The 21,395-nt window shown below is 68.7% G+C and carries 22 protein-coding genes; 19 read left to right on the plus strand and 3 right to left on the minus strand.

The window, feature by feature from the left end; translation table 11 throughout:
- Position 1: 1 nt before the first annotated feature.
- From fliQ to cckA, 4 genes are all read left to right on the plus strand, one after another.
- Positions 2 to 268 carry a flagellar biosynthesis protein FliQ gene (gene fliQ, locus BSY19_RS20295; RefSeq protein ID WP_066718687.1) on the plus strand — a complete coding sequence of 89 codons (267 nt, stop codon included), beginning with the start codon at positions 2 to 4 and terminating at the stop codon, positions 266 to 268.
- A gap of 80 nt (positions 269 to 348) precedes the next feature.
- On the plus strand, positions 349 to 1,107 hold the full coding sequence (fliR, locus tag BSY19_RS20300; protein ID WP_069055717.1) for a flagellar biosynthetic protein FliR: 759 nt from the start codon (positions 349 to 351) through the stop codon (positions 1,105 to 1,107).
- A 6-nt stretch (positions 1,108 to 1,113) separates the two neighbouring features.
- Positions 1,114 to 2,181, plus strand: coding sequence for a flagellar biosynthesis protein FlhB (gene flhB, locus BSY19_RS20305; RefSeq protein ID WP_069055718.1), 1,068 nt, complete (start codon positions 1,114 to 1,116; stop codon positions 2,179 to 2,181).
- 67 nt (positions 2,182 to 2,248) lie between these two features.
- Positions 2,249 to 4,747, plus strand: coding sequence for a cell cycle histidine kinase CckA (cckA, locus tag BSY19_RS20310; protein WP_069055719.1), 2,499 nt, complete (start codon positions 2,249 to 2,251; stop codon positions 4,745 to 4,747).
- 4 nt (positions 4,748 to 4,751) lie between these two features.
- On the opposite strand, the gene BSY19_RS20315 is transcribed toward cckA, so the two are convergent.
- Positions 4,752 to 5,780 (minus strand): DmpA family aminopeptidase, encoded by a 1,029-nt coding sequence (locus BSY19_RS20315; RefSeq protein ID WP_069055720.1) that lies wholly within the window; start codon positions 5,778 to 5,780, stop codon positions 4,752 to 4,754.
- A gap of 198 nt (positions 5,781 to 5,978) precedes the next feature.
- Here BSY19_RS20315 and recA point away from each other — a divergent pair, with 198 nt between their 5' ends.
- The 8 genes from recA (at position 5,979) to BSY19_RS20355 (ending at position 13,586) form a co-directional block, all read left to right on the plus strand.
- Entirely contained in the window at positions 5,979 to 7,064 is a 1,086-nt protein-coding gene (recA, locus tag BSY19_RS20320; RefSeq protein ID WP_069055721.1) for a recombinase RecA, read from the plus strand.
- A 310-nt stretch (positions 7,065 to 7,374) separates the two neighbouring features.
- Positions 7,375 to 10,017, plus strand: coding sequence for an alanine--tRNA ligase (gene alaS / locus BSY19_RS20325; RefSeq protein WP_069055722.1), 2,643 nt, complete (start codon positions 7,375 to 7,377; stop codon positions 10,015 to 10,017).
- A 2-nt stretch (positions 10,018 to 10,019) separates the two neighbouring features.
- Entirely contained in the window at positions 10,020 to 11,189 is a 1,170-nt protein-coding gene (locus BSY19_RS20330; RefSeq protein WP_069055723.1) for a cyclic nucleotide-gated ion channel, read from the plus strand.
- Positions 11,186 to 11,851, plus strand: coding sequence for a hypothetical protein (locus BSY19_RS20335; protein ID WP_069055724.1), 666 nt, complete (start codon positions 11,186 to 11,188; stop codon positions 11,849 to 11,851). The genes BSY19_RS20330 and BSY19_RS20335 overlap by 4 nt, the downstream gene beginning before the upstream one ends.
- A gap of 74 nt (positions 11,852 to 11,925) precedes the next feature.
- Positions 11,926 to 12,249 carry a type II toxin-antitoxin system RelE/ParE family toxin gene (locus BSY19_RS20340; protein ID WP_335622308.1) on the plus strand — a complete coding sequence of 108 codons (324 nt, stop codon included), beginning with the start codon at positions 11,926 to 11,928 and terminating at the stop codon, positions 12,247 to 12,249.
- Positions 12,246 to 12,542 (plus strand): helix-turn-helix domain-containing protein, encoded by a 297-nt coding sequence (locus tag BSY19_RS20345; protein WP_069055725.1) that lies wholly within the window; start codon positions 12,246 to 12,248, stop codon positions 12,540 to 12,542. The genes BSY19_RS20340 and BSY19_RS20345 overlap by 4 nt, the downstream gene beginning before the upstream one ends.
- 143 nt (positions 12,543 to 12,685) lie before the next feature.
- The gene (locus BSY19_RS20350; protein WP_150129678.1) at positions 12,686 to 13,042 is read left to right on the plus strand and encodes a contact-dependent growth inhibition system immunity protein; all 357 of its coding nucleotides are present in this window, start codon (positions 12,686 to 12,688) and stop codon (positions 13,040 to 13,042) included.
- A gap of 64 nt (positions 13,043 to 13,106) precedes the next feature.
- Complete coding sequence (locus tag BSY19_RS20355) at positions 13,107 to 13,586, plus strand: Imm50 family immunity protein (protein ID WP_069055727.1); 480 nt, start codon at positions 13,107 to 13,109, stop codon at positions 13,584 to 13,586.
- 608 nt (positions 13,587 to 14,194) lie between these two features.
- On the opposite strand, the gene BSY19_RS20360 is transcribed toward BSY19_RS20355, so the two are convergent.
- Positions 14,195 to 15,409, minus strand: a complete 1,215-nt coding sequence (locus tag BSY19_RS20360; protein ID WP_069055728.1) for an NADP-dependent isocitrate dehydrogenase — start codon at positions 15,407 to 15,409, stop codon at positions 14,195 to 14,197.
- Positions 15,410 to 15,698: 289 nt separating this feature from the next.
- Here BSY19_RS20360 and BSY19_RS20365 point away from each other — a divergent pair, with 289 nt between their 5' ends.
- The 3 genes from BSY19_RS20365 (at position 15,699) to BSY19_RS20375 (ending at position 17,953) form a co-directional block, all read left to right on the plus strand.
- Entirely contained in the window at positions 15,699 to 16,523 is an 825-nt protein-coding gene (locus BSY19_RS20365; protein WP_069055729.1) for a hypothetical protein, read from the plus strand.
- Between the two features lie 54 nt (positions 16,524 to 16,577).
- Positions 16,578 to 17,309, plus strand: a complete 732-nt coding sequence (locus BSY19_RS20370; RefSeq protein ID WP_069055730.1) for an SDR family NAD(P)-dependent oxidoreductase — start codon at positions 16,578 to 16,580, stop codon at positions 17,307 to 17,309.
- A 98-nt stretch (positions 17,310 to 17,407) separates the two neighbouring features.
- Positions 17,408 to 17,953, plus strand: coding sequence for a 2,4'-dihydroxyacetophenone dioxygenase family protein (locus BSY19_RS20375; RefSeq protein WP_069055731.1), 546 nt, complete (start codon positions 17,408 to 17,410; stop codon positions 17,951 to 17,953).
- A 113-nt stretch (positions 17,954 to 18,066) separates the two neighbouring features.
- Here BSY19_RS20375 and BSY19_RS20380 read toward each other — a convergent pair whose 3' ends face one another.
- Positions 18,067 to 18,474 (minus strand): flagellar assembly protein FliX, encoded by a 408-nt coding sequence (locus BSY19_RS20380; protein WP_083247733.1) that lies wholly within the window; start codon positions 18,472 to 18,474, stop codon positions 18,067 to 18,069.
- Positions 18,475 to 18,704: 230 nt separating this feature from the next.
- Between BSY19_RS20380 and BSY19_RS20385 the strand changes: the two genes are divergently transcribed.
- The 4 genes from BSY19_RS20385 (at position 18,705) to BSY19_RS20400 (ending at position 21,355) form a co-directional block, all read left to right on the plus strand.
- The gene (locus tag BSY19_RS20385; protein WP_069055732.1) at positions 18,705 to 19,838 is read left to right on the plus strand and encodes a flagellar basal body P-ring protein FlgI; all 1,134 of its coding nucleotides are present in this window, start codon (positions 18,705 to 18,707) and stop codon (positions 19,836 to 19,838) included.
- A complete protein-coding gene (locus tag BSY19_RS20390; RefSeq protein ID WP_069055733.1) occupies positions 19,838 to 20,194 on the plus strand; it encodes a rod-binding protein in 357 nt (118 codons plus the stop codon). The genes BSY19_RS20385 and BSY19_RS20390 overlap by 1 nt, the downstream gene beginning before the upstream one ends.
- A gap of 3 nt (positions 20,195 to 20,197) precedes the next feature.
- Positions 20,198 to 20,686, plus strand: a complete 489-nt coding sequence (locus BSY19_RS20395) for a hypothetical protein (RefSeq protein ID WP_069055734.1) — start codon at positions 20,198 to 20,200, stop codon at positions 20,684 to 20,686.
- Between the two features lie 180 nt (positions 20,687 to 20,866).
- Positions 20,867 to 21,355, plus strand: a complete 489-nt coding sequence (locus BSY19_RS20400; protein WP_069055735.1) for a hypothetical protein — start codon at positions 20,867 to 20,869, stop codon at positions 21,353 to 21,355.
- Positions 21,356 to 21,395 lie beyond the last annotated feature (40 nt).

A 21,395-nucleotide genomic window follows, 5' to 3' on the forward strand; every position in this document is an offset into this window, starting at 1 on the left:
AATGACATCCGGAGCCATTCTCGACGTCGCCCGCGACGGCATCATGGTCTTTCTCAAGGCCGGCGGGCCGCTGATGATGGTGGCCCTCATCGTCGGCCTCGCCGTCTCGCTGATCCAGGCGCTGACCCAGATCCAGGAGCAGACGCTCGTCTACGTGCCCAAGATCATCGCCGTTTTTGCCGCGATGATGCTGTTTCTGCCGTTCATGGGCGACGCGCTGGCGGGTTATATGGGACGGGTCGCCGTCCGAATCGCCACGGGCGAATGAGCCTGCCGCTGCCGTGCCTCGCCCTCCCCGGCGGACCGGCCCCGCGGCGCCCCGACTGGCGACGAGGGCCCGGAGGCACGATGCAGATCGCGATCCTGCCCGAGATCAGCGCCGTCTTCGTGCTCGTCTTCGCGCGGGTGGGCACGATGGTGATGCTCATGCCCGGCATCGGCGAGCGCTTCATCTTCTCGCGCGCCCGGCTGTCGCTGGCCTTCTTCATCGCCCTGATGATGGTGCCGATGGCGCGCCCGCTGCTGCAGCTGCCCTCCGGCACGGCCGGCGTGGTCTCCCTCCTGCTCGGCGAGGTGCTGATCGGCCTCGTCATCGGCGTCTGCGCCCGCTTCGTCATGGCCTGCCTGCAGACGGCCGGCACGCTCGTCGCCCAGACCATGGGTCTCGGCTTCGCGATGACGGTCGATCCCACCGGCGGCACGCAGAACCCCTCGATCGGCAACCTGCTCACCATGCTCGGCATCACGCTGATTCTGACCAGCGACCTGCACCATGTCGCCATCGTCGCGATCCATGAGAGCTACCGGCTGCTGCCGCCGGGCGGCAATCCCGAGCTCGGCGACGTGATGGCCCTGGCGGTGCGCGCCGCCTCCCAGGGCTTCGCGCTGGCCGTGCAGATATCGGCGCCCTTCATCGTCTTCGGCCTGCTGTTCAATCTCGGGCTCGGCGTGCTCGCCCGGATGATGCCGCAGCTCCAGGTCTTCTTCCTCGCGGTCCCGGCCTCGATCCTCGGCGGCATGCTCGTCCTCTTCGCCGTCGTCGGCGTGATGATGAGCGTCTTCCTGGGCGATCTCGGCGGCTTCCTGCGCCAGTTCACGGGGAACTGAGCGCCGATGTCAGAGGAGGCCGACAACGAGGACAGAACAGAGGAGCCGACCCAGCGAAAGCTGGATCAGGCCGCCGAGAAAGGCGACATTCCCAGATCGCAGGAGATCGGCACCTTCTTCGTGCTCTGCGGCTTCACGCTCGCGCTGCTGGTCGGCGCCGGCTGGGCCGCCCGCGACAGCGCGCTCTCGCTGCGCGCCTTCCTGATGAACGCCCACCAGGTGCCCTCCGACGGCGCCGCCTTCGCGAATGTGGCCAAGCAGGGCGTGATGACCGGCTTCGCCGCGCTCGGCCTGCCCTTCGCCTTCATTCTCGTCGCGGCGCTGGCGGGCGCGCTAGTCCAGCACAAGCCGCTCTGGACCTTCGACCCGCTGATGCCGAAGCTCAACCGGATCTCGCCCATGGCCGGCGCCAAGCGCATGTTCGGCAAGGAGGCCTGGGTCAACTTCGCCAAGGGCCTGGCCAAGACCGCTCTCGTCGGCGCCGTGCTCTGGATCACGCTCTGGAACGAGCATGACCGGCTCGAGGGCTTCGCGCAGATGAGCGTCGCGGCGCTGCTGCCGGCCACCCTCGTCCTGGCGATCAAGCTGATGGCGGCGGCACTCGCGCTCTTCGCCGTGGTCGCGCTCGGCGACTTCGTCTGGCAGCGCTTCTCCTGGTACCAGCGCCAGAAGATGACGCGGCAGGAACTCAAGGACGAGTACAAGAACTCGGAAGGCAATCCCGAGATCAAGGCGAAGCTGCGCCAGATCCGGATGCAGCGCGTCAGCAAGCGCATGATGGCGCAGGTCCCCAAGGCGACCGTGATCATCACCAACCCGACCCACTACGCCGTCGCTCTGCGCTACGAGCCCGGCATGGCCGCCCCGCTCTGCCTCGCCAAGGGCGTCGATGCGGTGGCGCTGAAGATCCGCGAGGTCGCCGGCGAGCACGAGGTCCCGATCGTCGAGAACGTGCCGCTGGCACGCGCGCTCTACGCCAGCGTCGACATCGACGAAGAAATTCCTGTCGAACACTACCAGGCGGTGGCGGAAGTCATCGGATACGTCTTGCGCCTGAAGCGCCGCCGCGCCTAACTCGCCGGGAAGCCTCGACGGTCGCCATCGGGCCGGCGCGTCGCCACAAGGGACGGACCACACCGCAATGGGCGGCACCACGACTGCGATCGATCGCTCCGACAAGCCGGGCCATATCGGCATCATCCTGCTGGTGGCGGGGCTGCTCGTCGGCGCCGCCGTCGCGCTCGGCTTCATCGCCAACGAATGGGCGCAGCCGCTGATCCTGGGGCTGCTCGCTTTGCTCTCGGTCGTCGGCGTCTTCGGCCTCTTTGCCTTCGCCATCGGGCTCGTGCAGTTCTCCGGCCGCGCCGCCCGCAACGACCTGACCAAGGCGATCGTCGACCGCGCCGACGAGGGCGTCGTCGTCACCGAGGGCGAGACCGCGATCGTCTATGCCAACGAGGCCTATCTGGCCCTGGCCGGCGCACGCGGCGCCAGCGATCTGCGCCCGGTCGGCAGCCTCTTCACCGGCCGCGCCGAGGTCTCGGAGGCGATCTACCGCCTCGCCACCGCCGCCCGCGAGAGCCGCAAGCTCGTCGAGGAGGTCCGGCTCGAGCCGGCGCTGGGCGGGCGCGGCGCCGTCGGCTGGTACCGCATCAAGGTCTCGCCGGTGCGCCGCGACGGGCGGCCCGCGACGCTCTGGTCGGTCTCCGACGTCACGCCGGAGCGCGAGCGCCAGGAGAACGCCTTCCAGGAGCTCCAGCACGCGATCGACTATCTCGACCATGCGCCCGCCGGCTTCGTCTCGATCGACGCCGATGGCGAGGTCTCCTATCTCAACGCCACCCTCTCCGGCTGGCTCGACTTCGACCTCGCCCGCTTCGGCTCCGGCGGCCTGCATCTCGACGACATCGCGACGCCGGCCGCCGCCGCGCTCGTCCAGGCCATTCGCGGCCATGCCGGCGATGTGCGCGTCGAGGTGCTCGACGTCGATCTCAAGCGCCGCAACGGCGCGCCCTTGCCCGTGCGCCTGCACCACCAGGTCGCCTTCGGCAGCGACGGCCGCGCCGGCCCCTCGCGCACGCTCGTCCTCAACCGCGCCCCCGGCGAGGCCGGTACCGACGTCGGCAGCGAGGCCGAGATCCGCTTCGCCCGCTTCTTCCACTCGACGCCGATGGCGATCGCCACCGTCGACCGCAACGGCGCCATCCTGCGCGCCAACGCCGCCTTCGCCCGCCTGACCCCGGCCGGGCCGCAGCCCTCGACGATCCATGACCTCGTCGCGCCGGGCGGCGGGCTCGACCGGGCGCTGACCGAGGCGATGGAGGGCCGTTCCGAGATCACCCCGCTCGACCTGACGCTGGCCGCCGACGAGGCCCGCTCGGCGCGGCTCTATCTCTCGCCCGTGGCGGCGACCGAGGATGGCGACGGCGAGCGCGCCATCATCTACGCGCTGGAGACCACCGCCGAGCGCAAGCTCAAGGACAACATCGACCAGGCCCAGAAGATGCAGGCCGTCGGCCAGCTCGCCGGCGGCATCGCGCACGATTTCAACAACGTGCTGCAGGTCATCATCAACGCCTCGGAGTTCCTGCTGGCGAGCCACCGCCCGACGGACCCCTCCTTCCCCGACATCATGCAGATCAAGCAGAACGCCTACCGCGCCGCGGCGCTGGTGCGGCAGCTGCTCGCCTTCTCGCGCCGCCAGACGCTGCGCCCGCAGGTGCTGGAGCTCGGCGACGTGCTGTCGGACCTCTCGCTGATGCTGAAGCGCGTCGTCGCCGACAAGGTCACGCTCGACGTCCGCCAGGGCCGCGACCTCTGGCCGGTCAAGGCCGATCTCGGCCAGCTCGAGCAGGTCATCGTCAACCTCGCCGTCAACGCCCGCGACGCCATGGCCGACGGCGGCAAGCTCACCGTGCGCACCCGCAATGTCGAGCGCGCCGACTGCGCGGGCTTCGCCCACGCCGCCCTCCCCATGGACGACTATGTCCTGCTCGAGGTCGAGGATTCAGGCACCGGCATCGCGCCCGAGCATCTCGACAAGATCTTCGAGCCCTTCTTCACCACCAAGGAGGTCGGCAAGGGCACGGGCCTGGGCCTCTCCATGGTCTACGGCATCGTCAAGCAGACCGGCGGCTTCGTCTTCTGCGACTCGGTCGTCGGCCGCGGCACGATCTTCCGGATCTTCCTGCCCCGCCATGTCCCCAGCGAAGAGGAGATCGCCGCCGAGGCCGCGGTCAAGGAAGCCCCCAAGAAGGTCGCCGCCGACCACACCGGCGCCGGCGTCATCCTGCTGGTCGAGGACGAGGACGCGGTCCGCGCGCTCAACGCCCGCATGCTGGTCTCGCGCGGCTACACCGTCCACGAGGCGGCCTCGGGCGTCGAGGCGCTCGACATCTTCCTCGCCCATGACGGCCAGATCGACCTCGTCGTCTCCGACGTGGTGATGCCGGAGATGGACGGCCCGACGCTGCTCGGCGAGCTGCGCCAGCGCAACCCCGCCACCAAGGTCGTCTTCGTCTCCGGCTATGCCGAGGAAGCCTTCCGCAAGAACCTGCCCGAGGGCGAGGATTTCCAGTTCCTGCCGAAGCCCTTCACGATGAAGCAGCTGGTCGAGACGGTGAAGGCGGCGATGGGGTGAGCGCTCAGCCGAGCGCATCCGCCAGCGAGGGCCGGCTGTTGCCGTCGCGCCCGGTCACGGCCGGCGCCGCCAGCATCGAGTTCAGCACCGCCTCCTGCGTCGCTTCAGTGGCGGCGCGGAACGGCCAGTCGATCCGGCTTTCGTTGAGCACCGCCATCGGCAGGATGTCCGCCGCCTCGTGATGGGCGATGCGGCCCGCCGTGCTGAACGCCACCGCGATGTCGCCGCTGCCATGGCCCCAGAAGGCGCCCAGCCGCGCCAGACCCGCGCCGCAGCGCCGCGCCACCCGGGTCAGTTGCCGTGACTCGAGCGGCAGATCGGTCGCGAGCACGATGATGACCGAGCCGCGCTCGGGCGTGAAAGGCGTCGGCACCGGCGGCACGGGCCGGCGCCCATCGGGCAGGACGAGATCGCCGGCCGCGCCGAAATTGGCCAGCACGAGGACGCCCAGCGTGAAGTCCCGGCCGTCCAGCCGCATCAGCCGCGACGCCGTGCCGATGCCGCCCTTGAAGCCGAAGGCGCTCATCCCCGAGCCGGCGCCGACCGCCCCTTCGGCCACAGGCCCGCCCACGGCCGCGTCGAGCGCGGCCTGGGCATCGGCCTCGGTCAGGGCCCGCGCGCGGATATCCGACAGGAACCCGTCATTGCACTCCAGCACGAGCGGATTGACCGTTCCGGTCTCGCGTCCGATCTCGGGATTGCCAGCCAGCGCCCGGCTGACCAGCGCGTCGAACCCGACACCCACCGAAAAGGTGTTGCCCAGCAGGATCGGCGTCTCGATCTGGCCGAGCTCGGCGAGTTGCACCAGCCCGGCGCTCTTGCCGAAGCCGTTGAGGACGTCGCAGCCGGCCCGCAGCTTCCCACGGAAAAGATCGCCCTCATGCGGCAGCACCGCCGTGAAGCCCGTGCGAACGTTCCCCTCGCGCAGGCTGCGATGGCCGACGCGCAAGCCGGCGACGTCGGTGATCGCATTCAGCGGCCCCGGCGGCAGCGTGCCGCAGATCAACCCATAATCGCGTGCGCGCCTGCTCATGCCGACATTCCTCCGCCCTCGGAACCGCGGCCATCCGCGCCCCGCCGTCGCCAGCCATACCCCCTCCTGCCACCTCCTGTCAGGAGCCCTGAAAAGAGAACAGAAAAAGAACTTGCGAACCAGAACAAACCATGACCATCCTACGCCATTGGCGCGGATTGAGATGTCCCCGCGCCCCTGCCATAAGGAGCGCGAGTCGTGAGTCAGGCGAATCTGAAACTGGTGGAAGGGTCCTCGATGGACAAGGCCAAGGCGCTGGATGCGGCGCTCTCGCAGATCGAGCGCGCCTTCGGCAAGGGCTCGATCATGCGCCTGGGCAAGAACCAGCAGGCGATCGAGATCGAGACGATTTCGACCGGTTCGCTCGGCCTCGACATCGCGCTCGGCGTCGGCGGCCTGCCGCGCGGCCGCGTCATCGAGATCTACGGCCCTGAATCCTCCGGCAAGACCACGCTGGCCCTGCACACCATCGCCGAGGCCCAGAAGAAGGGCGGCGTCTGCGCCTTCGTCGACGCCGAGCACGCGCTCGATCCGGTCTATGCCCGCAAGCTCGGCGTCAATCTCGACGACCTGCTGATCTCCCAGCCCGACACCGGCGAGCAGGCGCTCGAGATCACCGACACGCTCGTCCGCTCCGGCGCGATCGATGTGCTGGTGGTCGACTCGGTCGCCGCGCTGACCCCGCGCGCCGAGATCGAGGGCGAGATGGGCGACGTCCAGCCCGGCCTGCAGGCCCGCCTGATGAGCCAGGCGCTGCGCAAGCTGACGGCGTCGATCTCGCGCTCGAACTGCATGGTCATCTTCATCAACCAGATCCGCATGAAGATCGGCGTGATGTACGGCTCCCCGGAGACGACCACCGGCGGCAACGCGCTGAAGTTCTATGCCTCCGTGCGCCTCGACATCCGCCGCGTCTCGACGCTGAAGGAGCGTGACGAGGCCACCGGCAACCAGGTCCGCGTCAAGGTCGTCAAGAACAAGGTCGCGCCGCCCTTCAAGCAGGTCGAGTTCGACATCATGTTCGGCGAGGGCATCTCCAAGGTCGGCGAGCTCGTCGATCTCGGCGTCAAGGCCGGCATGGTCGAGAAGTCCGGCGCCTGGTTCTCCTTCGACAGCCAGCGCCTCGGCCAGGGCCGCGAGAACGCCAAGACCTTCCTCAAGGCCAATCCCGAGATCGCCGCCAAGATCGAGGCCACGATCCGCCAGAACTCCGGCCTCGTCGCCGAGCGCATCCTCGACCAGGCGACCCCGACGGCGGATGATCTCGACGAGGGCGAGGCCTGAGCGTCCTCACCGAGCCCTCATCCTGAGGAGCCGCGGCACGCGGCGTTTCGAAGGATGCTCCAGGAGGCTCGGGCGACAGCTGAACCATCCTTCGAGACGCAGCCTATGGCTGCTCCTTAGGATGAAGGCTCACATGAAGCCCGCTGCTTTTGACGCAAACGATCGGGCGGCCCTCGGGTCGCCCGTTGTCGTTTGGGCTCAACGCCTTGCGCTCTTCACTCTCTCGACAGCGGCAAGCGGCCTCACTAGAACGCTTGAAACCGCCGGCCCGGCCCGGCCGGCAGCCCGATAGCCAAGAGTTCGAAAAGCGATGAGCGGCGTCAACGAAATCCGGTCCACCTTCCTCGACTATTTCAAGGGCCAGGGCCATGAGGTGGTGGCGTCGAGCCCGCTCGTGCCGCGCAACGACCCGACGCTGATGTTCGCCAATTCGGGCATGGTGCAGTTCAAGAACGTCTTCACAGGCCAGGAGAAGCGGCCTTACGTCCGTGCCACCACCGCGCAGAAATGCGTCCGCGCCGGCGGCAAGCACAACGACCTCGACAATGTCGGCTACACCGCCCGCCACCACACCTTCTTCGAGATGCTGGGGAACTTCTCCTTCGGCGACTATTTCAAGGAACAGGCGATCGAGCACGCCTGGACCCTGGTCACCCGCGAATATGGCCTGCCCAAGGAGAAGCTGACGGTCACCGTCTATTCCGAGGACGACGAGGCGCATGGCCTCTGGAAGAAGATCGCCGGCCTCACCGACTCGAAGATCATCCGCATCCCGACCTCGGACAATTTCTGGCGCATGGGGGATACGGGCCCCTGCGGCCCCTGCTCCGAGATCTTCTACGACCATGGCGACCACATCCCCGGCGGCCCGCCCGGCTCGCCCGACGAGGATGGCGACCGCTTCATCGAGATCTGGAACCTCGTCTTCATGCAGTATGAGGAGGCGGCGGGCGGCATTCGCACGAACCTGCCGCGGCCCTCGATCGACACCGGCATGGGCCTCGAGCGCATCGCCGCCGTGCTCCAGGGCACGCATGACAATTATGCGATCGACCTGTTCGCGGCACTGATCTCCGCCATCGCCGACCTCACCAACGTCCCCTCGGACGGGCCGATGAAGGCGAGCCACCGCGTCATCGCCGACCATCTGCGCTGCTCGGCCTTCCTGATCGCCGATGGCGTGCTGCCGTCCAACGAGGGCCGCGGCTATGTGCTGCGCCGGATCATGCGCCGCGGCATGCGCCATGCGCAGCTGCTCGGCGCCAGGGATCCGCTGCTGCACAAGCTCGTCCCGGTGCTGACCCGCGAGATGGGCCGCGCCTATCCTGAGCTGATGCGCGCCGAGGCGCTGATCACCGAGACGCTGCAGCTCGAGGAAACCCGCTTCCGCACCACGCTGGCACGCGGCCTGACCCTGCTCGACGACGCCGCCAAGGACCTGACCGCCGGCCAGAGCCTGAAGGGCGACGTCGCCTTCACGCTCTATGACACCTATGGCTTCCCGCTCGACCTGACGCAGGATGCGCTGCGCGCCCGCGGCGTCACCGTCGACACGGATGGCTTCGATGCCGCCATGCAGCAGCAGAAGGCCAAGGCGCGCGCCGCCTGGGCCGGCACCGGCGAAGCCGCGACCGAGAAGCTCTGGTTCCCGCTGCGCGACAAGCTCGGCGCCACCGAATTCCTCGGCTACGACACCGAGACCGCCGAGGGCGTCGTCACCGCGCTGATCCGGGACAATGCCGAGGTCGAGAGCCTGAATGCCGGCGAGAGCGGGCTGATGATCGTCAACCAGACCCCGTTCTACGGCGAATCCGGCGGTCAGGTCGGCGATGCCGGCACGGTCCGCGGCGCCGGCTTCCTCGCCACCGTCGGCGATGTCCAGAAGAAGCTCGGCGATGTCTTCGCCCATGCCGTCACCGTCAAGGATGGCGTGCTCAAGCGCGGCGCCGCCGTCGAGCTGACGGTCGACCATGCCCGCCGCACCGCGATCCGCGCCAACCACTCCGCCACCCATCTGCTGCACGAGGCGCTGCGGCTCGTGCTCGGCGATCATGTCGCGCAGAAGGGCTCGCTGGTCTCGCCCGATCGGCTGCGCTTCGATTTCTCGCATCCCAAGCCGATTTCGGACGAGGAGCTGCGCGAGGTCGAGGAGATCGCCAACGCCATCGTGCTGAAGAACGAGCCCGTCTCGACCCGGCTGATGAGCGTCGACGAGGCGATCGCCTCGGGCGCCCGCGCGCTGTTCGGCGAGAAATACGGCGACGAGGTCCGCGTCGTCGCGATGGGAACCAACGCCACCGGCCGCGCCTATTCGGTCGAGCTCTGCGGCGGCACCCACGCCAGCCGCACCGGCGATATCGGCCTCGTCAGCATCGTCGGCGAGAGCGCGGTCGCAGCCGGCGTCCGCCGCCTCGAGGCGATGACCGGCAACGGCGCGCGTCTGCGGCTCAACACCGAGTCCCGCCTGCTCGATGGGCTCGCCAGCCTGCTCAAGGTGCCCGCCCACGAGGCCGGCCCGCGTCTGGCCGCGCTGATCGAGGAGCGCCGCAAGCTCGACCGCGAGCTCTCCGACGCCCGCAAGAAGCTCGCCATGGGCGGCGGCGGCGAGGCGCAGGACCCGGTCCAGGAGATCGCCGGCACCAAGCTCCTGGCGCGCGCCATCAGCGGCGTCGAGATGAAGGATCTGAAGAGCCTCGCCGACGAGGCCAAGACCCGCATCGGCTCGGGCGTCGTCGCCATCGTAGGCGTCGCCGAGGACGGCAAGGCCGGCGTCGTCGTCGGCGTCACGCCGGACCTGACCGAGCGCTTCGACGCGGTCGCGCTGGTGCGCGCGGCCTCCGAGGCGCTCGGCGGCAAGGGCGGCGGCGGACGCCGCGACATGGCCCAGGCCGGCGGGCCCGACGGCGACAAGGCGCAAGCCGCGCTCGAGGCCGTCGCCGCGGCGATGGGCTGACGATGGGCACGGGCGCCGCATCCGTCCTGGCGGGATGGCGGCGCCGGTTTCATCTCTGGATCGATCACGGCGCCGGCAACGACGCCGTCGCGGCGTGGATCCACAGGGGCCTCGTCCTGCTGATCTGCGCCAATGTCGTCGCGATCGTGCTCGAATCCATCCCCGATCTGGCGCTGCGATACGGACCGAGCTTCAAGGTGTTCGAGGCGGTGTCGCTGGTCGTCTTCACGCTGGAATATGGCGTGCGGCTCTGGTCGGCGCCCGAACATGCGCGCTATCGCGGGCTGACGCCGGCGCGCGCGCGGCTGGCCTATGCGACCTCGCTGCCGGCGGTGATCGACCTGCTCGCGACGCTGCCGCTCGCCTTCGCCATGCTGGGCCTGAGCGATTTGCGGGCGCTCCTGCTGCTGCGGCTGCTGCGCTTCTTCAAGCTCGGGCGCTATTCGCCGGGCATGGCCTCGCTCGCGGCCGCACTCCACGCCGAGCGCAAGGCGCTCTTCGCCTGCTTCGTCGTGCTGATGGGCGTGATGCTGATGGCGGCGAGCCTGATGCATCTCGTCGAGCACGAGGCCCAGCCCGACAAGCTCGGCACCATTCCCGATGCGATGTGGTGGGCGATCATCACCCTGACCACGGTGGGTTATGGCGATGTCTTCCCGATCACCGCCGCCGGCAAGGCGGTCGCGGCCGTCACGGCTGTGCTCGGCCTCGTCATGCTGGCCCTGCCGGTGGGCATCGTCGCCACCGCCTTCGCGCAGGAGATCCACCGCCGCGAATTCGTGGTGACCTGGAGCATGATCGCGAGCGTGCCCTTGTTCGGCCAGCTCGATGCGGTCGAGATCGCCGAGGTGATGCAGTTCCTGCGCGCGCGCACGGTCAAGGCCGGCGCCGTCGTCGCCCATGCGGGAGATCCCCTGCAGGCGCTCTATTTCGTCGCCAGCGGCGAGGTCGAGATCGCGGTGGCCAGCGGCAAGGCCCGGCTGGACGAAGGCCATTTCTTCGGGGCGCTGACGCTCGACGACGTCGCCATCGTCAGCCATTCGCCCTGCGTGACCGCCGCCACCGCCACCGAGCCGACGAAACTGCTGGTGCTCGACCAGATCGATTTCCGGGCGCTGACGGCACGCAGCCCGAAGCTCGCCGCCCATATCCGGGCGAAGGCGCACCGGTGAGACGGTTCGCAGCGGCAAGGTTCGAAGCGAGAAGGCTCGCGGCGGCGCTGGCAGGGGCGCTGGCGCTCGCCTGCGCCCCCCTGCCCGCGCAGCCGCAGCCGCGAAAGCCTGCGCCGACGGCAACGGCGCCCTCGCTCTCGGCCTCGCAGCGGGTGATGGCCGGGTCCCCGCTGGCCGTCCTCGTCGGCCGGGTGCCCGACGGCGCGAGGCTCGCCATCGCCCGCCCGACCGACCCGCCCGCGACCGCCATCGTCGTGGTGGCGCTCGGCGCCCGCCCCTCGGCCAGCCTGCCCACGCCGGGCGAGGCCGGCGCCTATGAGCTGCGCCTGACGCGCGACCAGAACGGCGCGCCCGTCATCCTGCTGCGCCAGTCGCTCGTCACCACGCCGCCGGAGGCGACCCTGGCCGCACCGGCCCGCATCGGCCGCGGCCAGGCCCTGCCGGTGCGCGGCATCGGCCCCAATGGCGAGCGCGACCGCGTCGTGCTGGTCCCGGCCGGCGCCGCCCCCGAGGCGCAAGGCCCGTCCTTCTTCCCGCAGGAGAACGTCGAGGCGACGCTGGACGGCCCCGACCAGCCCGGCCCCTATGAGCTGCGCTATGTGATGGACGCCCCCGTCAGCGGCCTGCGCGTGCTGGCGACGCGGGCGGTGAGCGTGGAGTGAGGCCGGGCGTAGTCGCCCGTCCTTGTCACTGAGCCCTCCATCGACTATATCTAATTCGATATAGATATGGATGGATGTCGATGCTTCCCGTCGCCTTCCTCGGTGACAGCCGTGATCGACTGCGGGATTTCCCCACGGAGATGCGCGAGGAGTGCGGCCGGATCATCCGAAGACTGCAGCGAGGGCTCTCCCCGAGCGACTGGAAGCCGTTTCCACAGATCGGCCCTGCTGTCCGCGAGTTCAGGGTCTGGGGTGAGGACGGGACGTTTCGAGTGTTCTACACGGTGAAGACGGCGGATGCCGTCTACGTCCTGCATGCCTTCCAGAAAAAGGCGCAGCAGACGCCGCAGAAAGACATCGATCTGGCGATCCGGCGATACAGGGAGATCGGACGATGACCGGCGAGAGGTTCGACAACGTTTTTGAGGCGCTCTGCGACACGCCGGCCGAGGCGCGCCATCTCGCCATGCGCTCAGACCTCATGGATGCCATCGAGGCCGTCGTCTCGTCGTGGAACCTGTCGCAGGCGGAAGCCGCGCGCCGCCTCGGTCTGACCCAGCCCCGCCTCAACGACCTCCTGCGCGGCAAGATCAGCAAGTTCAGCCTCGACGCCCTGATCGGCATCGCGACAGCGGCAGGCCTAAGCGTGTCGCTGGAGATCGCGGCGGCGGAGACGGTGGCCGCGAGTTGAAGAACAGGCGCAGAGGACTGGTCCTGTGACAGGATAAGCCCGAGGCCCGAGTCGGCTATCGACCCGTTGCGGACTGGCGCGAAATCGCCTTTACTGCATCGATGATGATCGGGCCCACAAATCTCTCCCTAACACTCGAACAGTTGACCGGTACTGACGTGGGCAGCGTCGATGAAGCTTCGACAAACATGGTCGGAGACTTAATCGGCGCTTGGAAAACACCGCTCGACCAGTTGACGGGCCGGGAGATCAGGCTGCTCATTAGCCAGCAGGACGGTTATCCGTATGTGCTCGACCTCGTCTGGCCCATGCTGGAAGACGATCCGCTTCTCGAAGCTGAATTTTATCCAGGCGACATCCTTTCGAGCCTGATGAGGGCCGACGATACCGCTTGGAGGGATAGACCCAACTACAAAAGACGGCTGAAGGCGCTTTACGAACGGGCGCTCAGGCGCCCGGATGATGAGACCGAGGCGCTCCGGGAAAGCCTCGAACCCTAGACCAAGTGTGGCCGCCCCCCGACCCATCTCGGACGTTCCGGATGAATCCTCGCATGGCCCCCCGATGAACGAGCAAACCCCACACATCTACGATGAAGTTCCGGGCGGTCCGGAACTGCTCCGGTGGTCCGGAGGGGTTCCGAGTTTCCATGATGCCGAGATCGTCGGCTTGGAACTGCGCCGTCATGGCCCGAGCGTCCTGCGTGTCCATGGCTGGGTCGGAACCGACAAGGTCGATGAAAGAGGGTACACCGTTCTCGACAAGGATGCGGTGGTGACATTCACCCTCGAAGACATCATGGATCTTCAGCTGGACGGCTTCAGCCACCAGAACGTGATCTCGGGACTGACACTGCAGAGGGCAGCTGAACGTGGCCGAGCGGACTACTATCCGCTGCCGCCTTCACCTGACGACATCGACCTCGAATTGGAGCCCTGCTTCGGTCTGGACGGCTTCATCCGGGCCAAGCGCGTATCGATCTCGTTCGAGCCGGGGGGGCCCGATGAGCCCTCGAGCGATCCGGACCATCGCTTACGGCCCTGAGAAGAAACGGGCATAACCTCCGCCCCTTATCCCCGCCTCCTCCTCCCGCCCCTATCCTCCCTCCGCTGCACCCGACCAAGGGGGCTGTCGCGAGGCATCGTGCGGCCGGGTGTGGTGGCGGGTTTCGGGAGGCGTCGCCGTCGCGGGCGGGGGCTCCCGGAGGTCGAGCGGCAGTAAGTCCCCTCGTCAGGGACAATCGGCCGTGACGCCCAAAACACCTGCGCGCGGAGCCGGGCGGCGCGAGATCGGCGCTGCATCGACACCTCGACATCGACACTCGACATCGGCACGCGGCTCTGGTCCGCGCGCCACCCGGCTCCGCGCATCCCCTTTCGGGGGCAATGATGCGAAACCCCGCGGCTTTTGGCCGGTCGGGGGTTTGGGTGCGCAGCGTCGATGATATTCCCCGGAACCACCCCCGTCATCCTGGGCGGCCGCAGGCCGACCGGGATCCATCATCGGGCGCTGTCCAGCCCTAGGATGGATCCCGGCCTGCGCCGCGTGCCGCGGCTTGGCCAGGATGACGGCGCTGAGGAAACGGCCGCCCCCACGAAAAAGCCCGGCCGTCACCGGCCGGGCTCGTCTCATCGCAAAGGCTTAAGGCCCGCTCAGGCGGCCATGGCCTTGCGCATGTTCTCGCTGACCTTCTCGAGGAAGCCGGTGGTCGAGAGCCACTTCTGCTCGGCGCCGACCAGCAGGGCCAGATCCTTGGTCATGTCGCCGGCCTCGACGGTGTCGACCGTGACCTTCTCCAGCAGCGTCGCGAACTTGGCGAGCTCGGCATTGCCGTCGAGCTTGGCGCGGTGGGCGAGACCACGGGTCCAGGCGAAGATCGAGGCGATCGAGTTGGTCGAGGTCTCCTTGCCCTTCTGGTGCTCGCGGTAGTGGCGCGTCACCGTGCCGTGGGCGGCCTCGGCCTCGACGGTCTTGCCGTCCGGCGTCATCAGCACCGAGGTCATCAGGCCGAGCGAGCCGAAGCCCTGCGCCACCGTGTCGGACTGCACGTCGCCATCATAGTTCTTGCAGGCCCAGACATAGCCGCCCGACCACTTCATCGCCGAGGCGACCATGTCGTCGATCAGGCGGTGCTCATAGGTGATGCCGAGCTTGTCGAACTCGGCCTTGAACTCGGCCTGGTAGATCTCCTCGAAGATGTCCTTGAAGCGGCCGTCATAGGTCTTGAGGATGGTGTTCTTGGTCGAGAGATAGACCGGGTATTTGCGGATCAGGCCGTAGTTCAGCGACGCCCGGGCGAAATCGCGGATCGACTCGTCGAGGTTGTACATCGCCATGGCAACGCCGGCTTCGGGGGCCTTGAAGACCTCCTTCTCGATCACCGCACCGTCCTCGCCGACGAACTTGATCGACAGCGTGCCCTTGCCGGGGAACTTGAAGTCGGTGGCGCGGTACTGGTCGCCATAGGCGTGGCGGCCGATCACGATCGGCTGGGTCCAGCCGGGAACGAGGCGCGGCACGTTCTTGCAGATGATCGGCTCGCGGAAGATGACGCCACCGAGGATGTTGCGGATCGTGCCGTTGGGGCTCTTCCACATCGACTTGAGGTTGAATTCCTTCACGCGGCCTTCATCGGGCGTGATCGTCGCGCATTTCACGGCGACGCCGTGCTTCTTGGTCGCGTTGGCGGCGTCGATCGTCACCTGGTCGTCGGTGGCGTCGCGGTTCTCGACCGAGAGGTCGTAATAGTCGAGCTCGAGGTCGAGATAGGGGAAGATCAGCGTGTCCTTGATCTTCTGCCAGATGATGCGGGTCATCTCGTCGCCGTCCATGTCGACGACCGGGTTGGCGACCTTGATCTTGCTCATGTGAAACGACCCCTGCTGCTGGCCAGACGTGAAGCTTTCCAGACTGCGGCATGGGCGCCGCAGGCGGTTGGCCGCTTCCTAGAACATCGGCCCGCAAAGGGAAATGCGGTTTTCGGCTAAGCCGGCGCAAAAGCGCGCCACGCCGGGCGCCGGCCTCTGTGGCGGGCGCGGCTTTCGCGCAACGCCGAGGAGCCGACCGCGGAGCGCCCCACACCCGCCGCAAAATCGTCCGGATCGGCCCCGAGCCTCGCGCGCTCGCCGACCCCCGATCCGGAAGACCGCCTCGCCCATGCCTTTGCTCCCGTCACGACCGGCTCTCGCCTCGCCCCCGCGCCCCCTTGCCCTCGCCGCGCTCCTGCTGCTGGCGGCCTCGCCCGCAGCCCGCGCGCAATCTCCCGCCGAGGAACCGGCGCAGAGGCAGGACGCCGCCTTCGGCGAGGACGCCGAGATACGCCTGTTTGCGCCGATCCCGCGCCGGGAGGCGACGACGCCGGAGCCCGCGCCGGAGGTTCCCAGCTATCTGGCGCCGGGCGCGCCCCGCCGTGGCGCGGGCACCAACCCGCTCGCGAGGCCCGAAATCGCCGCCGCACCGATCCGCCGCGGGCTGGCGCCGGCTGCAGGCCCGCTCCCGGCCGCGACCGAGCGCGCCGTCGGCATGAAGCTCGGCGCCGACCAGCTCTCGCTCTCGACCGAGATCGTCACCGGCCAGGGCGGCTGGCAGCGCAACGACACGCGGCTGGGTTGGAACCTGGCGCGCGGGGCCGATGCCGACAACGAGATCGTCTGGAGCGCTGCGGCCGGCGGCAACCTGCCCGCGGCCGGCGCCGCCGAGCAGACCGGCGAGGCCGTGCTCGGCTACCGGCTCCAGCCGCTCGACATCGTCACGCTGACGACCGAAATCGCGCTCGCCGGCCGCTACAGCTTCGCCACGCAGAACGGCCTCGCCGGCAGCCTGACTCCGCGCGTGAAGGTCGTCGCCGACCTGACGCAGCCGCTGGCGACGCCCTGGCGCACCACGCTCGACGTCAGCCTCGGCCGGCAGGTGCCGATGGTCGGCCGCGACATCCAGACCAGCGGCACCGCCCTGCTCAAGCTGGAACTGCCGACGCCCTGAAATGCAGGGCGGGCGCCCTTCCCGTCCCGCCGGCGCCCCGATAGTCTCCCTCCCATGACAACCGACGCGCCACCCCACACACCCCGCTTCGCCCTCGTCACCGGCGGCACCCGCGGCATCGGCCAGGGCGCCGCGCTGGCGCTGGCAGCGGCCGGCTACGAGGTGCTCGCCACCGGCCTGACGGAGGCGGAGGTCGCGGGCGCCCCGCCCCACGCCGCGATCCGCCATGCCAGGCTGGACGTCACGAAGGACGCCGAGGTCGCGGCCATCGTCGCCGCCTGCCCGCGGCTCGACGCGCTGGTGAATTGCGCCGGCATGATCCAGCGCGGCGGCAAGGAATTCGAGATCGAGGCCTTCCGCCTGACGGTCGAGGTCAACCTCACCGGCACGATGCGGATGTGCCTCGCGGCGAAGGACAAGCTCGCCGCCGGGAATGGCGCGATCGTCAACATCGCCTCGATGCTGACCTTCCATGGCTCGGCCTATGCGCCGGGCTATGCGGCGTCCAAGGGCGCGATCGGCCAGCTCACCAAGTCGCTGGCCGCCGCCTGGGCGAACGACGGCATCCGCGTCAACGCCGTCGCCCCGGGCTGGATCGCGACCGAGCTGACTAGGCCGCTGGTCGAGGACGCGGCCCGCTCGGCGCCGATCCTGGCGCGCACGCCGATGAACCGCTGGGGCCAGCCCGGCGATGTCGGCGGTGCCATCGCCTTCCTGCTCTCGGACGCGGCCGCCTTCATCACCGGCACGATCCTGCCGGTCGACGGCGGCTATCTGGCGGTCTGAACGCCGGCCCAAAAACTCAACCGGCACAAGACGATGCCGGGCACATCTGAATCAGTTCGGCAACGAGGATTCAGCCAACATCGAACGGGAGAAACGCCATGAACAAGGTCAGCCCCATTCCGGTCGCCGCCAGCGAGGCCGAGCGCTGGACGCCCTATCGCCATCCCCAGCCGAAGGATTCCCCGCCCGAGCTGATCGTGCCCAACGTCATTCCGACCGACGAGCGCGTCTGGGTCCCGGTCGACGACAATGTCTGGTTCCGGCCCCTCTGCCTCAGCGTGACCCGCGGCTACTGGATGAACCTGCTGCGCGTGCGCCGCTCCGGCGTGCTCTCGCGCCATCGCCACCCCCAGCCGGTCCATGGCTATGTGCTGAAGGGGAAGTGGCGCTACCTCGAGCATGACTGGGTCGCGACGGAAGGGGCTTACGTCTACGAGGCGCCGGGCGAGACCCATACGCTGGTGGTCGATCCCGACACCGAGGAGATGATCACCATGTTCCAGGTCAACGGCGCGATGATCTATGTCGATCCCGACGGCAAATGCCTCGGCTATGACGACGTCTTCACGCGGCTCGACAAGTGCCGCGCACATTACGCCAGCAACGGGCTCGGCGCCGACTATGCGGATCAGTTCATAAGGTAGGCATCGCTCGCACGTCATTCTCGGGCGAAGCGAAGCGCAGACCCGAGAATCTCAGGACAAGAGGGCTCTGGTTTCCGAGATGGTCGGGTCAAGCCCGACCATGACGCCCTCGCCTACCGCCCGAGCTTGGCCAGTTCCACCGCGGCGCGCAGTTCGATATGCGCCAGCACGTCGTCGAGGCGCGGGTCGTCGGTCGCCTCGCGGCGCTGGGCGAGATTGGCCCGGATCTGCTCCAGCTCGGAGAGGTTGACGCGGCCTGAGAGCAGCGCCGCCTTGAGCCGGTCGAGCCCGTCGAGCAGGTCGTGGCCGCGCTTGGCCTGGCGCTTCTTGCGCTCCGCCGGTTCCTCATAGGCCTGGACGGCCAGGAGCATGTCGAGCGGGCCGGACGCGGCGATCCCGGCGCTGCGGCTGCTGGCCGCGCCCTCCTTGGTCGGCAATGTGAAGGCGGCGCCGCCCGAGCGCCGCGCCGTCCCGGCCGGGCCGACGTTGGAGATGGGTGCGCGCTGGTCGATCCGGATCATGGTCGCCTCGCGATATCGGTCATGAAAAAACCCTCGCGCCGGCATGGTTAACAGACGGTAAACCACCCGGCAGAAACTGCCGCCCCGGCAGGATCGGCCGGCGTCTTCGGCGTGGCATCACCCTGCGCCGCATTTCCAAACAACTGATAAATCAGCGTTTTCAATTTGTCGCGGTCTGGCATGGGGATCGCAGGGTCGAAGGCGACCGCTTTTCTCCAGCCGGTGAGACCATGTTTCGCAAAGCCGCCCTGAAATCCCTGGTGACGCCGCTCGCCGCGCTGCTGGCGCTCGGCCTCGCCATGGCCGCCGGCCCGGCCCACGCGCTCTCCCGGATCAAGGATCTCGCCTCGGTCGAGGGCGTCCGCTCCAACCAGATCCTCGGCTACGGCATCGTCGTCGGCCTCAACGGCACCGGCGACACGCTCAACAACGCCCCCTTCACCAAGCAGTCGCTGACCGCGATGCTGGAGCGCCTCGGCGTCAACACGCGCGGCGCCAACATGCGCACCGCCAACGTCGCCGCCGTGATGGTGACCGCCAACCTGCCGCCCTTCGCCACCCAGGGCACGCGCATCGACGTCACCGTCTCGGCTCTCGGCGATGCCAAGTCGCTGCAGGGCGGCACCCTGCTGGTGACGCCGCTGCTCGGCGCCGACGGCGAGGTCTATGCGGTCTCGCAGGGGCCGGTCGCGATCGCCGGCTTCTCGGCCGAGGGCGACGCCAGCAAGATCACCCGCGGCGTGCCCACCGTCGGCCGCATCGCCAATGGCGGCGTGGTCGAGCGCGAGATCGACTTCGCGCTGAACAAGCTCAAGACGCTGCGGCTGTCGCTGCGCAACCCCGACTTCACCACCGCGCGCCGCATGGCCGCCGCGATCAATGATTTCCTCGGCGGCGACGCGGCCGAGCCGACCGACCCCTCCACGGTCGTCCTGCAGATCCCGCCGCGCTTCCAGGGCAACATGATCCGCATGCTCACCGAGATCGAGCAGCTGCGCATCGAGCCCGACCAGCTCGCCCGCATCGTCATCGACGAGCGCTCCGGCATCATCGTCATGGGCCGGGACGTGCGGGTGTCGACCGTGGCGGTGGCGCAGGGCAACCTGACCGTCACCATCACCGAGCAGCCCCAGGTGAGCCAGCCCGGGCCCCTCGCCAATGGCGAGACGGTGGTGACGCCGCGCACCAATGTGAAGGTCGACACCGGCGGCGGCAACAAGCTCGCCCTGGTCCGCGAGAGCGTGACGCTGGCCGAACTCGTCGACGGCCTGAACGCGCTCGGCATCGGGCCGCGCGACCTGATCTCCATTCTCCAGGCCATCAAGGCGTCCGGCGCCCTCCAGGCCGAAATCGAGGTGATGTGATGAGCCCTACCCTTGCGATGCCCGCCGCCAAGATCGGCCTCAACCTCGCCGGCAGCCTGGTCAACGGGCTCTCCAACGCCCTCGACCCGGCCACCGCCAAGGCCAAGAAGCAGGCCGACGATTTCGAGACGATGTTCCTCGAGCAGGTGACGCAGCAGCTCACCGCCGCCCCCTCGGGCAGCGAAGGCCCGCTCGGCGAGAACGGGATCGGCGGCGACGTCTACAAGTCGCAGCTCACCCAGGAATACGCCAAGCAGATCCAGAAGGCCGGCGGCATCGGCCTCTCCGACAGCATCCTGCGCGATCTCCTGCGCGTGCAGGAGCAGTCCGGCGCGGCCCAGTCCTTCGGAGCCTGATGAATGTCGTTCGCCAGACGCGTTCTCGACGAACGGCCGCGCATCGCGACGGCGCTGGAAGCCAGGGCGCTGGTCGAGAGCGTGCTCGAGGCGCTGGCGGCGCTGTCGCATCTGGTCGGCGAGGAGACCGAGCTAGTCCGCGCCGGGCGGCTGCCCGAGGCGATGACGCGCGAACCGCGCAAGACCGAGCTCGCCGGCATCTATATGCGCGGCGTCGAGCAGGTGAAGCTCAATGCAGTGGCGCTGGCGCGCTTCGTGCCCGACCAGGTGCAGCGCCTCAAGGCCTCTCACCACGCCTTCCAGACGCTGATCGAGACCAACCAGATCGTGCTGGCGACCGCGCGCGCCGTCTCGGAATCGATCATCCGCGACCTCGCCGCCGATGCGAACCGCCCGAGCCGCGCGGCGGGCTACGGCCCGACCGCGACCGTCGGCGCCGGCGCCTTCGCGCGACCCAATGCCGGCCCGCTGATGGTTTCGCGCCGGCTGTGAGCCGTCGCCGCAAACAAAATCAGGCGGCTGCGCCGAAACCTCTCAATATTTACCTAATTTCTTGACGTCGGATTCAAGTTTCTCTGCCAGCGTGGCCAGGTTCGGACAGGTCTGACCCGTCCGGACGGACGGCTGGCAGCGGTCGACACCGCTGCGCCGTGACTCCAGAAGGAGTGGTCCATGGATTTCGGCAATGCGCCCCGCACGGCGCCCATCGGAGGCATCCCCGTCGTCCCTCGCGCCGACGTCGTCGCCGCGCAAGGCAGCGTCTCGGTCGAGCTGCCGCCCGAGCAGACGGTCCAGTCCGCCCAGGTGGGCGAGGCCGTGAAGCTCGATCTGCGCGCCCAGGAACGCAGCGCCCGCGACATCGATGCCCGCACGCGCGACCTCCAGACCCGCGCCGCCTTCGCGCGCCGCAGCGCGGAGGGGCAGCAGCAGGAGCGCCAGGCCGAGCAGGATCTCGATGCCGCCGTCGAGCGGCGCATCGTCATCGAGCCGCGCACGCGCGCCATCGTGATGCAGCAGCGCGACCGCGACACCGGGGAGACGATCTCGCAATTGCCCGACGAGACCATGCTGAAACTGCGGATCTATTCGCGCGAACTCGCCGACCGCGCCCGCGATGCGGAGGAGCAGCCGGTGGCCCCGCAGGTCGAGCGCATCGCCTGAGGGCACCGGGCCGCCTCCCCTTCATCTCATCTTTCACAGA

The organism is Bosea sp. RAC05, assembly GCF_001713455.1.
In the GTDB taxonomy this organism is placed as follows: Bacteria; Pseudomonadota; Alphaproteobacteria; order Rhizobiales; family Beijerinckiaceae; genus Allobosea.